Raw genomic sequence first — 16,019 nt, 5'->3', positions numbered from 1 at the left:
CTTTGAATTTTCCCCCTTCCCTACCAGGGAAGGGGGCTAGGGGGTTAGGTTTCGCGTGGGGTTTTCCATATCCCGTGAAAAGTGAGTACGGTTAATTTGATTCCAACCAGTTGAGTAAATCTGACATACTTGTGAAATCTAGTAAAGCTTCGCCAAGGGTTTCTAATTGATTTCCCGAAAGTGATTGGATGCGCTGTTGTATTTCTGGGGATAGTTCACCTACTCGTCTTTTGAGTAGTTTTAAAATAATCGCCTGTTCGCCTTCTTGTCGTCCTTCTTGTTTTCCCTCTTCTCTTCCTCGCTCGTAGCCTATGCGCTCACCTGTGGTGACATATCTCATAGTCCTCTCCTGCTCAAATTGTTTAAATTCGTCCCAGAATTGATTCTCTAATGCTTTTGGTAAAATCATAACCCAATCGATGAATCGATAGAGGTTGCGAATGTCTTGCTCTTGTAAGCCTATGTCGTATAATCGGCGAATTAGGCGGAATTTCCAGATTTTGCGTTCGGCTGGTGATGAGCGTGTCTGTTGGGTTTTCAAATGCGCCATGACTACTGTCGCAAAGGGATTATTGCTATTTTCTAACTCTTCCCAACTATCTTCGTAATCTAAAAGTTTGACGCTACCAAATTCAAAGTCTAAGCGGGTGTCGGGATAATTGTAACTGTAGTTGCTGGGTCGCCATTCTCGGTTGGTGTCGCACAGAATGGCCAAGCTGATTGCTGGTTGGTCAAAGCGGTCAAAGATGCGAAAGTTATAAGTAAACATCCGCTTACTAAAATTATCTTCTTTTTGCGCCTGAATTTCTACATGAATTAATAACCACAGTTCTTGTCCTTGGATTTGCCAAACTTTTACTAATTGGTCTGCATATCGTTTACCTTGTTCGGCTTCACAGGCGATTTGTTGAAATTCTTTGTTGAGAAATTGGTAGGGACGTTCCCAGTCAATTAATGCTGCTGTTTCTGGGAAAAAGAATTGCATGGCTTGGGGAAAATATGCTTCCAGAATTTCTTTCCAGGGGCTATCAAAATCGGCGCGTTCGTTAACGTTGGTCATGAATTGATGGCGGAGGATTTTTTATGGTTGTTGGGGCGGGTTTATTATTATTGTCGTTAGTATTTCGCAACAATAGAATAATTGTCATTGCGAGGAGGAACGACGAAGCAATCGCATAGGTTTGTGGTTATTCGGAGATTTTGCGATTGCTTCACTCCACTTCGTTACGTTCGCAATGACGGGCAAAAAAGTGGAATGCTATCATATCTCTCAAGGAAGCAAGGGAAACAAAATACTAGTTAAAGTTATTAGTTAAGTCAGAATTAATCACTAATGAAAAAATCGCCGATCTTATTGATGAATGCGAACAATTGATTAAAATTATCGCTAAGTCAATTATCATAACTAAGCAAAAATTGAAACAATAATTAATCTCTATAATTTTGACTTTTGACTTTTAACTTTTGACTTCCCGCTAGGGCGTGTTACACTTTACAAGTCTCGACGCGAGAGAAGAGACACACACCCTCATTTCCCCTAAAACAATATTTCCCCAAATCTCCCCAAAAATCATCACACACAACACAAGGAAAGTGGGCTGATGGTGCTTTAATATCATAAGTAATATCTGAGTAAAACCAGTCTCCTCCTTTTCTCCATCCAACTTTTTCCCCAAAAGCTTCCCAGATTTTTTCGTTGTACTCTCTTGTTCCACCCAAACTTTGATAAATGCGCTTTTGGACAGAAAAGCCAAATCGCCCATTACTATATTTTACCCACAACTGGTCAATAGTGCGGAGGTCTACACAGGGAAAGTTATCAATATCTTCTACATTTAACAAACCGTTTCCTTCCCGCTTCGCTACCGCTAACATTACCCGTTCTGTTTCCTCATTTGCTTCTTGCCACTTCCCAGCAGCGAGTAAGTCACGCAATTTGCTATAGTCCATCCCTACGGCTGATTTTAATCCCCCCTCCTCGCTGACGTTAGGGGGTGGGGTGATTCTCTCATGCTGGCGCTGAGGGGTTGGTACTGAGGTGACAACCAAACCCAAATTTTTCCGAAACTGCAACACCGTTGGGGTACGTTCTTCGGGTTCTAACGCCATCCCCTGTAAAATCGCATCATTCACCCTCTGACTAATACGGGAATTATAACTGCGTGGTTCTGGTAAAGGTTCATCATCATACTTACGATTTAGCGCCGGGACTGGGTATATCTCTTCCTCTGCTTTCAGTCCGTCCGCAGTCAGGAGATAATATAAAGTTGCAGCTAAAGCGTAAACATCGGTATGGGAACCAAAATTACCTTTGCGTCTATATTGTTCTATGGGTGCATAACCTTCTGTGCGTGATTGAGTCATGCTTTGGGTAGCAATACTCCGGGTTAAACCAAAGTCAATTAACACCGCTTCTTGTTGATTTTGTCGTAAGAGGATATTTTGCGGTTTGATATCTCGGTGTAAGTGTCCCTTTTGATGAATATATTCTAAAGCCTGTCCAATTTGGTCTATATATAATAGTGCTTCTGTTTCTAATAGTTGTCCTTTTTTCTGGACATATTCAAATAAAGTTACGCCATTTATATATTCCATGACTACGCCAAAAAGTTCACCTTCTTGGATGACTTCATTAACTTTGAGTATATGGCGATGGTCAAAGCCTTTCATCGTCAAGGCTTCGTTAATAAATTTTACCTGTTGTTCGGCAAAGTCGTTTTCGCGTTGCATTCGCTGATTCAGGGTTTTGATGGCGTATAATTTCCCTGTGTTGGGTTCTTTGGCTTTGTAGGTAATGCCAAATCCTCCTCTACCCAGTTCACCCTGAATGATAAATCTACCTTTGTTTATTGGTTGGTCGGTTTGCCAAATTATATATTCCATATATTTGTCAAGATAAATACCCTGTCCTGCGGCGATGTCTACCAGGGAATCAGGGTGTGGTTTTGTATAAATTACAGTATAAGCGATTAATTAAGAACCCCACCCCCAACCCCTCCCCGCAAGCGAGGAGGGGAGTTAAGAGTTGGGTTTGGGTTAATGTAAAGTTTTATACAAATGTGGGCAAGATGCTTACTTTACAGGATTTATGATATTAAGATGTCTACTTCGGTAAGCACCGTGAGGCTCAGATCCCCGACTTCTTGAAGAAGTCGGGGATCTATATAGCGTAAAGCCTCCAGCTTAAACAAGGTTTTTTTCTCCCCTGCTCCCTGCTCCCTGCTCCCTTTCCTCTTTTCTAAGCGCCTACGGATTCTTTGGCTGCATAAAGCACTTCGGCGTTAATCTCTTTGAAGCCTCTCTCACGGGCAAATTTCTCGGTGTTGCGTTTGACTTTACCTCGCACAAATCCGGGAATTTTGTTGAGTTCGGCTTGTCCGTCTTTCGACCAGTTGAGGTCTGAGTCGGCTGATATTCCTTTGGTGATTACTTCTTTGGTGTCGTGTCCACCGAAGATTTCTAAGAGGTGATCTTCCATTCCCAAGGTGAAGGAGTTGTATATCAAATCTGTGATCTGATTTGTCCCTTCGTAACCTAAAAATGGTTTGTATCCGATGGGGAAGTTCTGGACGTGTATGGGTGAAGCTATGACTCCACAAGGAATGTCTAAGCGTTTTCCTACGTGGCGTTCCATTTGTGTACCGAATATGGCTGAGGGTTCGACGCGGGCGATCGCATCTCCAATTTCTCCGTGATCGTCGGTAATCAGCACTTCGTCACAATATTCGCTCACTTGTTCGCGGAACCAGTCTGCATCATATTTACAGTAGGTTCCCGCCCAAACTACGTGTATCCCCATTTCTCTGGACAAAATCTTGGTCATGGCCGCAGCGTGGGTATTGTCTCCAAAAACTACGGCTTTTTTACCAGTCAAGTTTTGACAGTCAATAGAACGGGAGAACCACACAGCTTGAGATACATTCATGGTTTGTTCGTTGATGAATGCTTCGTAATCAGCTTCAGCGCCTTGGGCGTTAATTACCTGCTGAATTTTACGGATACATCTGGCAGTTTCTACTACACCCATTGGGGTAATATCTACACAAGGTGTACCAAATTGTTCTTCTAAGTAAGCCGCAGTGGCTAAACCCAGTTCTCGGTAAGGAACCAAGTTAAACCAAGCTTGGGGTAATTTTTTCAAGTCATGAACTGAAGCACCTTCAGGAATGATTGTATTGATTTCAATTCCTAAGTCAGCCATCAGCCGCTTGAGTTCGGTGCAGTCGTGGTTGTTATGAAAACCCAGGGTAGAATTACCTATAATGTTAACAGAAGGTTTTGCCGTTTTGCCTTCTGGTAATTCGCCCCGTTTGCGGGCTTTTTCAATGTAATACTGCACGATTTGATGCAGTGTGCGGTCTGCGGCTTGCAGTTCGTTAAAGCGGTAGTGGTTGACATCCGCTAACATGACATCGCCTTTGGCTTCTAGCTGCGCCCGTTCTACAAAGTTGTGTAAATCTTCTTGGAGAATGCTAGATGTGCAGGTGGGAGTTAACACAATTAAATCGGGATGTTCTTCACCATCTTTGCGGACGATGTTATCTACCACTTTTTCTTGAGAACCCCTAGCTAAAACGTTGCGGTCAACTACACTGGTGGTTACAGGGGTGAAGTTTTTCTCCCGTGATAACATGGAGCGCATGACGTTGAAGTAGTCATCGCCTAGTGGGGCGTGCATAATCGCATGGACGTTTTTAAATGAACTCGCGACTCGCAATGTACCGATGTGGGCTGGCCCTGCATACATCCAGTAAGCTAATTTCATGAATGTGTTCTCCCTTTGCAACTGAAATAACTATAAGTGCTTGATTATGAAATCGCTTCTGATTGTCTCAAATGTTGGAGTCGCAATGAAAGGGGAGTTTTTGCTGATTGGGTTGGTAATTAATGGCTGAAATTGAGTCACTGATTGGGGTTTAGCTTTTGTTTTTAACAATATTCCTGTTGTTTAATTAAATAACTCTTAATGATTGGACAAGTATTTTTATCATTTTTTGTTGATTGTTAAATTAATGCTAAGAATATTTTGCACCGCCAAGCCTTCATCTGCTAAGGCTAATTTGGGATGACTGACTAAAGGGCGATCGCCATCCGTTGTTTTTGTCTGGGCGTATTATAGTAATACGCCCCTTCAGCCCTGCGGTGCTATCGACAAATCATTCCCGAAGTTTGTCAAGTAAGCATTGGTCATTAGTAATGAATCTTTACGCCCACAGACTGAATAATTAGTGGGTTATGTATCTTCAACAACTAAATAACTAATGATTACTTATTTATTTAGCACTGCCTCTTTTTGATGGTTCAAAATGGCTAAGTATTCACGACGTGTTCCATCTATCCGGTAATGGTCACAAATTTGGCATAGTTTCAAAATATCCAATCGGCTGAATAGTTTTTGATGCTCAATTTTGTTATCTGTCCTCCAGCGCCAAAAAGTTGTCCGGTCAATGCGGCGATTACTCTCAGGCCATCTGCGTCGGGATAAGAAATCGACTATTTCTTGTTCATAAAACGAATAGCCTTTGGGCAATTTCAGTAGTTCTTCTCTTAACTCAACTAGCGGTATGAGTGGATCTAACTCAGATAGTCTCATGCCAGCAATCCCTTATAGTTTCGTGTCAGTCTAATTATGTAGAATGCTTGATGCACCACGGTTTCATTATATGTAAGTGTATTGTCATCCTCAGTGAATTTCCATGAATAGAGGAATGAGATCATCAAGCAAGTTTATGTCTCTGTACTCTATTTGCAAAATCCACATTATTTAATTACCCTTTCTATCACTTAGAATAAACATCATGATACTCAATTGCAACCCATAAGCAACATATTTAATGATAAAACAATGGCAAAATGGCATAGATATTTTTTGTAGGCAAGTTATAGCTAAGAACTATTATTGGATATTCTATTTAATAAAATAGTTGATACACAATTAATTGCTGAAATTTTCTTAAAGAAAATAAAAGTATTAGTAAATAAATTTACATCTCGCCAACAAAAAATCGTTTTTAACGGTAATAATTTAATTAAAATACAATATTCATAACGATGTTTAGGTGAATATATTCTCGCTTTACAGGCATATTAATATTCCCAATGGCAGATGTAGTTCAAATAAATTCAACCTGTTGTATAGAGTGTTTTATCGCCAGCGTCCTATTTCTAAGTTCTAAAATTTGTAGTGATTTGCGGATAAAGTTCTTATTTTTTCTATCAACGCTGTGAGCTTTTTAACAATAGTCTCTACTTGGGAAATTATACTTTCAAACTGAATCAATCCTTAGACAGATGGAAAAAAAGTCATTGCTTATTAGTCATTGGTAAATCACAATTTTTCCTTGCTTCCCTATACAGACTTCAGCTTACTAATTGGGTGGCGTAAATATGGTGTGGCACATAAGAATATACATTGGATAATTAACTAAAGCTTATATTTCAAACGCATAAGAATTACACCTATGCAATTGTTATGCAATTTATATTTAGATAGTTTCACTATATGGCATAATAAGAAGTCAAACTGTAAACAACTATTTAATTAATAGTTATAGCCCTCCACAGAGCAGAGACAAAATGAGATTACAGCGATTTATGCTCTCGTTACCAAATTTTGATAATCAGAGGCTAATTTTTCATGCAGCTCGCCAAACTCTTCGGAAAGCAGAGATGGCACGCCTGGTGGTGCATGAATGGCTCAATCAGCATGATTTTGAGCTAGAAGAGTGGAAAAATAAAACCGCCACTGATCTCGGAATTAGTATTAGTGAGCTAGAGCAAAAATTATTAGCTTCTACTCAAAAACAGGGAATAAATAGGAAAAAATCTGACCATGCTAATTCAGAAACTAATCTTGACTCAGTTATTAAGACCGATGTATAGCTATGTAAATAATAACAATTTATATGCTGATATCACCAGGTTTGCCAGTATTTTCTCTAGTCATAGATATTGAGTTGCATATAAGTTGCGATTAAGAATCAACCAGTCTAATATAGCTGTGATTGGCAAACTAATAGGACATTACAGGTTAAGCACAGGTTCAATATCAAGCTATCCTAGCTCAAGTTGTTAAATAAATTAGACTGCAACTTTCTATCTATATCTGTAATTTATTTGCCAACAGCAATTCTTAATCCAATAAATTATTGCTAATTTTCTACTTGATAGAGGAACTACAGTCAACATAGCTACATTTCCCAAGCACATTAAAATAATGAAGTTGAAGTCATGGCTGCTTCTAAAATTGAAGCTGAATTAGAACAAATGCAAGATCAATCAAATCAGCAATTGTGAGAAATCTCTGCTAAAGCTAATACAGGGGAAAAAGATTATAGTGACAAACGTACCGCTAAATACTAACCAAATAAATAGAAAACTCCGACATACCCAGATTGCTATTGTCGGTATGGGTTCTATATTTCCGCAAGCCCAAAATTTACAGGAATATTGGGAAAATATTGTTCAGAAAGTTGATTGTATTACAGATGTTCCGCCTTCCCGTTGGAACATAGATGATTATTACGACGCTAACCCCAGAACACCTGACAAAACCTACTGTAAACGGGGTGGATTTATCCCAGATGTGGATTTCAATCCGATGGAATTTGGTTTACCACCCGATATTTTAGAAGTTACAGATATTTCTCAATTGTTAGGTTTGCTAGTTGCTAAATCTGCCATCGAAGATGCTGGTTATGGTGACTTTCGGCAGTTTAATCGCGATATCTACGATAGGCTTCGCCAACGCACTGGTGTAGTATTGGGTGTGGAGATATCTAGGCAATTGGCGATACCTCTGAGTTCGAGATTGCAGTACCCGGTTTGGGAAAAAGTTCTTAAAAGCAGTGGCTTATCTGATGAAGATACACAAAGCATAGTTGAGAAAATCAAAAGCGCTTATGTGGAGTGGAATGAGAACGCCTTCCCAGGGATGTTAGCTAATGTGATTAGCGGACGAATTGCCAACTTCTTAGATTTGGGAGGAATGAACTGTGTCGTCGATGCTGCTTGTGCTAGTTCTTTGGGTGCGTTGAAAATCGCCATTAGTGAGCTTGTTGAACATCGGTCTGATATGATGCTGACTGGTGGAGTGGACACAGATAACTCCATCCTGGCTTATATGTGTTTCAGCAAAACCCCGGCTGTTTCTCCCAGTGAGAATGTCAAACCATTCGATGCCGATTCTGATGGGATGATGTTGGGTGAAGGTGTGGGGATGTTGGTACTGAAGCGCCTGGAAGATGCCGAGCGAGACAATGACCGCATCTATGCAGTAATTAAAGGGATTGGCAGTTCTAGCGATGGTCGCTATAAAAGCATCTATGCACCTCGTTCAGAAGGTCAAATCACAGCTCTACATCGTGCTTATGAAGATGCAGACTGTTCGCCTACAAGTGTGGGTTTAATTGAAGCACACGGCACTGGCACTATGGCTGGAGATCCCACAGAATTCTCCTCTATTAAAACAGTTTTTAGCGAAAATAACCCCAAACAACAATATATTGCCCTGGGAAGCGTCAAATCACAGATTGGACATACAAAAGCGGCTGCGGGTGCGGCGAGTTTAATTAAAACTGCTTTGGCTCTGCATCATAAAGTATTGCCACCTACAATTAATATTACTCAACCCCACCCTAAACTCAATATTGAAAATTCTCCGTTTTATTTAAACACGGAAACTAGACCTTGGATTACTCGCAATGACCAACCGAGAAGGGCTGGAGTTAGTGCTTTTGGCTTTGGTGGGACGAACTATCACGTAGTTTTGGAAGAATACAAACACGAACACAACCAGCCTTATCGCATACATAATATTGCTGAATCAGTATTGATATCAGCTAAAACACCAGAACATCTGTTATCGCGCTGTGAAGAAATCCAAGAGCAATTACAATCTGATGGGAGAGAACGGCATTATGCAGAACTAATTGCGGCTGTTCAAGCTTTAGAAATCCCAATTACGGATGCTAGAGTCGGGTTTGTTGCTAATTCTTTAACTCAAGCTGGTGAGTTGTTACAAAAATCTATTGACTTGCTGAAAAACAAGTTAGAAGCTGAATCTTGGGAACATCCCCAAGGAATTTATTACCGTAAAACTGGTATCAGCAAAGATCAGAAAGTTGTGGCTCTGTTTTCTGGTCAAGGCTCACAATACTTAGAAATGGGTCGGGAACTGGTAATCAACTTTCCCTGCTTACGACAGACTTATGCAGAGATGGACAGGCTTTTAAGCCAAGACGGTTTACAGCCTGTTTCTGAAGTGGTATTTCCGCATCCTGTGTTTAATCCAGAATCAAAAGCAGCGCAGATGTCAGTTTTACAACTGACCGAATATGCACAGCCAGCCATTGGCGCTTTTAGTGCGGGTCTGTACAAGATTCTACAACAAGCGGGTTTTAAAGCAGATATGGTAGCCGGACATAGTTTCGGAGAACTGACCGCTTTATGGGTTGCGGGGGTTTTGAGTGAGGAGGATTATTACTTCTTGGTTAAAGCTAGAGGTCAAGCTATGGCTACACCCCCAAATTCTCAATTAGATCATGGAACCATGTTGGCGGTGAAAGGGGATGTGAGTCAGGTTAAAAAACTGATCGAAAATTTCCCTCTGGTTCATATTGCTAATTTGAATTCCCATCAACAGATGGTGCTGGCGGGGACAAAGGCGGAAATTGCTAAAGTTGAAGAGATGCTGACGGCGCAAGGGTTCTATACTGGATTGCTGACAGTTTCCGCAGCTTTTCATACATCCTTGGTGGCTTATGCTGTGAAACCTTTTGCGAATGCTATTGAAAGGGTGACTTTGCAACAGCCACAAATCCCGGTTTATACCAATTTTACCGGGACTCCTTACCCCAATCAGCCCAAAGTTATTCAAAATATCCTCCAAGAACATTTGGGAAGTCAGGTGTTGTTTCAAGAGGAAATTGAAAACATTTATGCTGAAGGCGGTTATTGCTTTGTGGAATTTGGGCCACGAAATACTCTGACTAATTTAGTTAGAGAGATTCTGGGCGCGAGATCCCATATAGCTGTAGCATTAAATACTCATCCTCAAAAAGATAGCGATCGCACTCTCCGAGAAGCTGTTGTACAATTGCGTGTCGCTGGTTTACCTCTATTCAACCTAGACCCATACAAACAGTCGCGCCCCATTCCCCCAGAACCTCAAACTCAACTCTTGAATGTGCGCTTAAATAGCACCAATTATGTCTCGGACAAAACGAAGCAGTTGTTTGAAAAAGCTTTACAAAATGGGCATCAAGCACAATTGCCGGTTAGCAATGGTCATTACTCCACAATATCAAACTCTGTCACTGCTGAAAACTTGCATAATCGAGCCATACCTACAGAGACAGTAGCAGTTAATGGTCAGCCTAAATTACCTACAGAGGAGTTAACAGTCCATGAGGCTAAATCTATGAAAAACGGGCAATCAGATCAACAGGATATCAAGTCTACACCAAATAATCTCGAAGCAACCGTGAATTACCAGAGAGCCATAGATAACTTAGAATACACCCTGATTGAATTCAATCGCCATCAACGTCACATCTTGCAGGTTCATGAACAGTCTTTGAAGCATCAGACAGAATATACTAAAACCTTCTTTGGGCTGATGCAACAACAGCATATCTTGTGGGGAAATGGTAAATTCATTCAGCAAGAACCGCAAACTCAGCAACTTGCTATCTCCAGTTCAGAGCGTAGTATCATGCGGTTTCACCAGCATCAAGCTGACAGCCTCCGCATTCATGAGCAGTACTTGAACTATCAGCAAGAATATACTCATAACTTCTTCCAATTAGTCCAACAACATCAACTGCCGACTTGTGATGATACCACAGAACACAGTTTGATTCCGTCGTTCCAATATCAAGATAGTTCTCGCATTCCTACATATTCAGAATATCAGCCTATTTCAGTCACCACTGCATCGGCTGTGGCTACTAAACCTGAGCCAGTTTCTAATGGTAATGGTAACGGTAATGGTAACGGCGCACATCATCAACCAACACCAGTTCTAGATATCATTGCGCCCCAGGAGAATCAAACTCTAGTAGCTGCACCACCAGTAGAGATTGATGCAGCTACCCTCAGTCAAACCCTGCTCACCATCGTCAGTGATAAGACAGGCTACCCCAGCGAAATGTTAGAGATGTCAATGGACATTGAAGCTGATTTGGGGATTGATTCTATCAAACGTGTCGAGATTCTGGGCGCATTATTAGAGCTATACCCCGATTTACCTCAGCCAAATTCTGAAGAAATAGCTCCACTGCGTACCCTCCAAGAAATAGTTGATTACATAGAACAGACGGTAGAGGAAGCAGGGGCGCAGGGAACAGGGAGCAAGGGGGAAGGAGTAGGGAATAGTTTGTCTTCTCAGAGCCACTCTCTAATTCGCCGCAGTCCCGCTAGACTGAAATTTCTGCCTGAACCTGATTTTTTAAATTTCACCTTACCTGCACAGCATATTGCTTTGCTCACTGATGATGGTTCCCTGACTACTACAAAATTAGCTGAAGCTTTAAGTAAGCGGGGCTGGAAAACCGTTGTTTTAAGTTTCCCTCAAACTCTGATTGGTAAACAATCGCCTTTACCTGACAGTATCAATCGGGTAGTGCTATCAGATTTGAGCGAGGAACATTTGCAACAACAGTTAAATGCGATCGCTTCTGAATATGGTAAGGTAGCTGCATTCATTCATCTCAATCCCCCAAGTTTGCAAAATAGCAGTAATCATGTCTGCTATCTGGAAACAGAAAAATCTCTCCTGCGTCACGTCTTTCTCACTGCTAAATACCTCAAAGAATCGTTGAATCAAGCAGCAGAGCAAGGACGCAGTTGTTTCTTGACAGTGGCTCGTCTGGATGGCGAATTCGGACTAGGACAAAAAACTAACTTTGGCGCAATTAGTAGCGGTTTATTCGGATTAACCAAAACTGTCAACCAGGAATGGGAACCTGTATTTTGCCGAGCTTTAGATATCAGTCCTGATTTAGATGCTCAAACTTCAGTAGAGCATATCCTGGCTGAACTTCACGACCATAATCGCTTGGTTGTGGAAGTGGGATATACTGCACAAGGACGCACAACTTTAATCTGTGAACCAAAATCAGATGATATTTTTGCGAACCCCATACCTCATCCCCAATCTCAAGTATTTCTCGTCAGTGGTGGTGCAAAGGGGATAACAGCTAAATGTGTGATTGAATTAGCACAGCGTTATCAATGCAGATTTATTCTCCTGGGGCGTTCTGCTGCTGAACCGAAACCTGTATGGGCGGAAGGTTATGTTGGCGAAATGGAATTGAAAAAGCGAATTATGGAGGGTTTCATCGCTAAAGGAGATAAACCTACACCCGCAATGGTGCAGAAAAAGTTTCAAACTATTGCATCCAGACGAGAAATAGCCGCTACCTTACAAGCCATTAAACAGGCGGGTGGACAAGCAGAATACTTAAGTGTCGATGTGACTGATGCAGTCATGCTTTCTGAAAAAGTTGCTAGTGCTGTGGAGCGTTTGGGGCCAGTTACAGGTATTATTCATGCAGCCGGTAATCTCGCTGATAAACGGATTGAGAAAAAAACACTCCAAGATTTTGAAACGGTTTATGCTGCTAAGGTGAAAGGTTTAGAAAACCTGCTACGGTGTATACCAAATCGTGAATTGCAATATTTAGTGCTGTTTTCTTCGGTTGTCGGCTTTTACGGAAATGTGGGACAATCTGATTATGCGATCGCTAATGAAATTCTCAACAAATCAGCCCATCTGTTCAAACGCAACCATCCCAATTGTCATGTAGTCGCCATTAACTGGGGGCCTTGGGATAGTGGAATGGTATCTCCAGAATTAAAAAAGGCTTTTTCTGAACGAAATATCGAGACAATTCCCCTGGAAATTGGGGCGCAGATGTTAATTAACGAACTGGAACAAAAAAATAACCAAAGCACACAAGTAGTAATTGGTAGTCCGCTTATCTACATCCCAGAAGCATTAAACCCAGAGTTAAAAAGCTTTCGCATCCAAAGGCGATTAACATTAGCAGCAAATCCATTTTTACGTGACCATGTAATTGCAGGTAAACCAGTTCTTCCCGCCACTTGTGCAATAGCTTGGATTGCAAATACCTGTGAACAACTCTATCCCGGTTACAAATTCTTTAGTTGCCAAAAATTCAAAATTTTGAAGGGAATTATCTTTGATGGAAATCAAGCCCCTGAATACACTTTAGATTTAGTAGAAATTTCTAAATCTGATGTCAATGAAATCGAAGTTCAGGCTAAAATTTGGAGTAAAAATGGCGATAAAATACGTCATCATTTCAGTGCCAATATCAAGTTACAAAAGCAAATTACCCTAGCTCCCATCTATGAGCCATTTAACCAGGAGCGAGCCAACCCAGATATCAGCACATCATTTTATCAAAACGGGGCATCAAGTTTATTTCATGGTTCAGCTTTCCAGGGCGTAAAAAGAGTTTTAAATATTACTCCTGAGACTATAACTATAGAGTGCTTATTGCCTCAAATCCCAGAAACCCAACAAGGGCAATTTCCAGTCCAAACCTTCAACCCTTATATTGCTGATGTTCAGGTTCATTCACTATGGATTTGGTCTCAACATTTTCACCAATTAGGTTGTTTACCTTCAGAAATCCATAATTTTGAGCAGTTTGCAGACCTGCCATTTGGTAAAAAACTCTACATCTCTTGCCAAGTAAAATCAAAGACAGAATCAGCAGTAGTTGCTGATGTGATCACACACGATATCCACGGAAAAATATATTCCCGGATGATGGGAGCTAGAGGTATTATTTTACCAAAATCAGCCGGAAAAATTTAATTACACATCTGCAATCGCAAAAGATAAATAATAATACTTTAGTTATGTCACAAAAAAACTCTCCAAGCTTGTTGCTCAATAGCCGTATAAATGATGGATTTATTCATAAAGATAATCAACCTAATTTACGTGATTTCCACTACCGAGAATTGAGCAAAAATGCTTTAAAAATGAACGAAATTCACTCTGTTTTATTGGAGTCACGACAAGAAACACTACATCAAATTAGCTCTATTATTCAGCAACAGCTAGAGTTGTACCAAACATTATTTGAAGAATCAAGTGATTTGAGTGAATACAGCTTTTCATCCACTTATAGAGCATGAAGTTGCTAAAACTCTGCATTCAGAAGTTTACAACTTTAGGCAAACTTATACTTGTTAAGTATAACTGCCACATAACTTATCCCTATATACCATAAAAATCAAAAAAATAAAAATGTGATGATTACAAATAATGTCATCAAGCATAAACGCAGTAAGTCACTTTTAAACACAGCTAACTTTTTTACCGCAGGTAATCAAACTTGGCAAGGTTCTTTAAACACCATATCTTTTGATGGCAATGGAATCAAAGCTAAATTACTTAACTTAGCTAAACCTTGTTATGTTATTAGAATTAAAGATAAAATAGGTGTTACTAATGAAGGGGACTTACTTCATACTTATAATGAAGAAATAGGAGAAATAGAACTGTTAATGTCTGTACCAGCTATGCAGATGCAACAGTTAGGCGATCCCAAGTTTCTCAATTTTCACAATGTGAAATATGCCTATGCTACTGGAGCAATGGCTCATGGTATTGCGTCTGAAGAATTAGTAATTGCTCTTGGCAAAGAAAAAATTTTAAGTTCATTTGGTGCGGGAGGTTTATCCCTTGACCGTGTGGAAGCAGCCATCAAGCGTATTCAACAAGCCCTACCCCAAGGCCCTTACGTTTTTAACTTACTTCACAGTCCCAGTGAACCTGCTATTGAACGCGGTGTCATTGATTTGTACCTGAAATATCAAGTCAGAACCATAGAAGCATCTGCCTTCTTAGATTTGACTGAAAACATCGTTTATTATCGGGCTGCGGGGCTAGGTTTGAATGCAGCCCATCAAATCGAAATCAAAAATAAAGTCATTGCCAAAATTTCCCGTCGAGAAGTTGCCACCAAATTTTTAGAACCTGCTCCTTTAAAAATTCTCAAAAAATTAGTCCAGCAAGGTTTAATTAGTGAATTACAAGCAACTCTAGCCGCAAAGATTCCGATGGCTGATGATATTACTGTAGAAGCAGATTCTGGTGGTCATACAGATAATCGTCCTTTGGTTTGTTTGTTACCATCCATTCTGGAATTAAGAGATCAAATTCAATGTCAATATGGTTATGAAAAACCAGTCAGAATCGGAGTAGCAGGAGGAATTGCCACTCCACAATCAGCCTTAGCTGCCTTTATGATGGGCGCTGCTTATGTTGTCACTGGTTCCATTAACCAATCCTGTATTGAGGCTGGAACTTCTCAATATACCAAAGAATTACTAGCTCAAGCAGAGATGGCTGATGTGATGATGGCTCCAGCCGCAGATATGTTTGAAATGGGGGTAAAGCTGCAAGTTCTCAAAAGAGGAACTCTCTTTCCTCTCCGAGCGCAAAAATTATTTGAGTTATACAAAAATTATGATTCAATTGAGGATATACCTGCTGCCGAAAGAGAAAAACTAGAAAAACAAGTTTTCAAAACTAATCTAGATGCAATTTGGCAAGAAACAGTTAATTACTTATCTCAACGTAATCCCGATAAATTACACAAAGCAGCCCACAATCCCAAGCTGAAAATGGCTCTGATTTTTCGCTGGTATTTGGGATTATCTTCTCGTTGGTCTAACTCTGGTGAAAAAGGGCGAGAAATTGATTATCAAATCTGGTGTGGCCCTGCTATGGGAAGCTTCAATAACTGGATCAAAGGTTCTTATTTAGCAGATTTAAATAATCGCCGTGTTGTTGATGTTGCTAACCACATTATGACTGGTGCAGTATTTTTATACCGGACGCAAGTTTTAAAAATTCAGGGGTTAGAAATACCAAGTTACTACAGTACATATCACCCAGTTCATTTTCAGTAAAGGATGAAAATTAGATGAATTACCCCAATTATAGGACTACGATTTGATTTTTGAACAGACAC

At 40.4% G+C, this 16,019-nt stretch carries 8 protein-coding genes; 4 read left to right on the top strand and 4 right to left on the bottom strand.

The features are described from left to right. Positions 1 to 91: 91 nt before the first annotated feature. The 4 genes from ACM0OW_RS12865 to ACM0OW_RS12850 form a co-directional block, all read right to left on the bottom strand. Positions 92 to 1,060, bottom strand: a complete 969-nt coding sequence (locus ACM0OW_RS12865) for an Rpn family recombination-promoting nuclease/putative transposase (RefSeq protein ID WP_414550491.1) — start codon at positions 1,058 to 1,060, stop codon at positions 92 to 94. Between the two features lie 425 nt (positions 1,061 to 1,485). Next, positions 1,486 to 2,883, bottom strand: coding sequence for a protein kinase domain-containing protein (locus ACM0OW_RS12860; RefSeq protein WP_414550490.1), 1,398 nt, complete (start codon positions 2,881 to 2,883; stop codon positions 1,486 to 1,488). 355 nt (positions 2,884 to 3,238) lie between these two features. Beyond that, positions 3,239 to 4,765 (bottom strand): ferredoxin:protochlorophyllide reductase (ATP-dependent) subunit B, encoded by a 1,527-nt coding sequence (gene bchB / locus ACM0OW_RS12855; RefSeq protein WP_414550489.1) that lies wholly within the window; start codon positions 4,763 to 4,765, stop codon positions 3,239 to 3,241. 504 nt (positions 4,766 to 5,269) lie between these two features. Continuing rightward, positions 5,270 to 5,593, bottom strand: coding sequence for a hypothetical protein (locus ACM0OW_RS12850; protein WP_414550488.1), 324 nt, complete (start codon positions 5,591 to 5,593; stop codon positions 5,270 to 5,272). Between the two features lie 1,001 nt (positions 5,594 to 6,594). Between ACM0OW_RS12850 and ACM0OW_RS12845 the strand changes: the two genes are divergently transcribed. The 4 genes from ACM0OW_RS12845 (at position 6,595) to ACM0OW_RS12830 (ending at position 15,957) form a co-directional block, all read left to right on the top strand. Next, entirely contained in the window at positions 6,595 to 6,882 is a 288-nt protein-coding gene (locus tag ACM0OW_RS12845; RefSeq protein WP_414550499.1) for a hypothetical protein, read from the top strand. A gap of 454 nt (positions 6,883 to 7,336) precedes the next feature. Further along, positions 7,337 to 13,849, top strand: a complete 6,513-nt coding sequence (locus tag ACM0OW_RS12840) for an SDR family NAD(P)-dependent oxidoreductase (RefSeq protein WP_414550487.1) — start codon at positions 7,337 to 7,339, stop codon at positions 13,847 to 13,849. Between the two features lie 44 nt (positions 13,850 to 13,893). Then, positions 13,894 to 14,175, top strand: coding sequence for a hypothetical protein (locus ACM0OW_RS12835; RefSeq protein ID WP_414550486.1), 282 nt, complete (start codon positions 13,894 to 13,896; stop codon positions 14,173 to 14,175). Between the two features lie 117 nt (positions 14,176 to 14,292). Beyond that, entirely contained in the window at positions 14,293 to 15,957 is a 1,665-nt protein-coding gene (locus tag ACM0OW_RS12830) for a PfaD family polyunsaturated fatty acid/polyketide biosynthesis protein (RefSeq protein WP_414550498.1), read from the top strand. The last annotated feature ends 62 nt before the right edge of the window (positions 15,958 to 16,019 follow it).

Origin of the sequence: Anabaena sp. CCY 0017 (assembly GCF_963920885.1) — a bacterium.
Taxonomy (GTDB): Bacteria; Cyanobacteriota; Cyanobacteriia; order Cyanobacteriales; family Nostocaceae; genus Nodularia.
Note: the sequence above shows the minus strand (reverse complement) of the source record. Positions and strands in the feature narration are given on the sequence as shown.

Bases quoted from the DNA above. Each gene is read 5' to 3' on its own strand.
- ACM0OW_RS12865 (WP_414550491.1), bottom strand. From the start codon at position 1,060: ATGACCAACGTTAACGAACGCGCCGATTTTGATAGCCCCTGGAAAGAA.
- ACM0OW_RS12860 (WP_414550490.1), bottom strand. From the start codon at position 2,883: ATGGAATATATAATTTGGCAAACCGACCAACCAATAAACAAAGGTAGA.
- bchB (WP_414550489.1), bottom strand. From the start codon at position 4,765: ATGAAATTAGCTTACTGGATGTATGCAGGGCCAGCCCACATCGGTACA.
- ACM0OW_RS12850 (WP_414550488.1), bottom strand. From the start codon at position 5,593: ATGAGACTATCTGAGTTAGATCCACTCATACCGCTAGTTGAGTTAAGA.
- ACM0OW_RS12845 (WP_414550499.1), top strand. From the start codon at position 6,595: ATGCTCTCGTTACCAAATTTTGATAATCAGAGGCTAATTTTTCATGCA.
- ACM0OW_RS12835 (WP_414550486.1), top strand. From the start codon at position 13,894: ATGTCACAAAAAAACTCTCCAAGCTTGTTGCTCAATAGCCGTATAAAT.
- ACM0OW_RS12830 (WP_414550498.1), top strand. From the start codon at position 14,293: ATGATTACAAATAATGTCATCAAGCATAAACGCAGTAAGTCACTTTTA.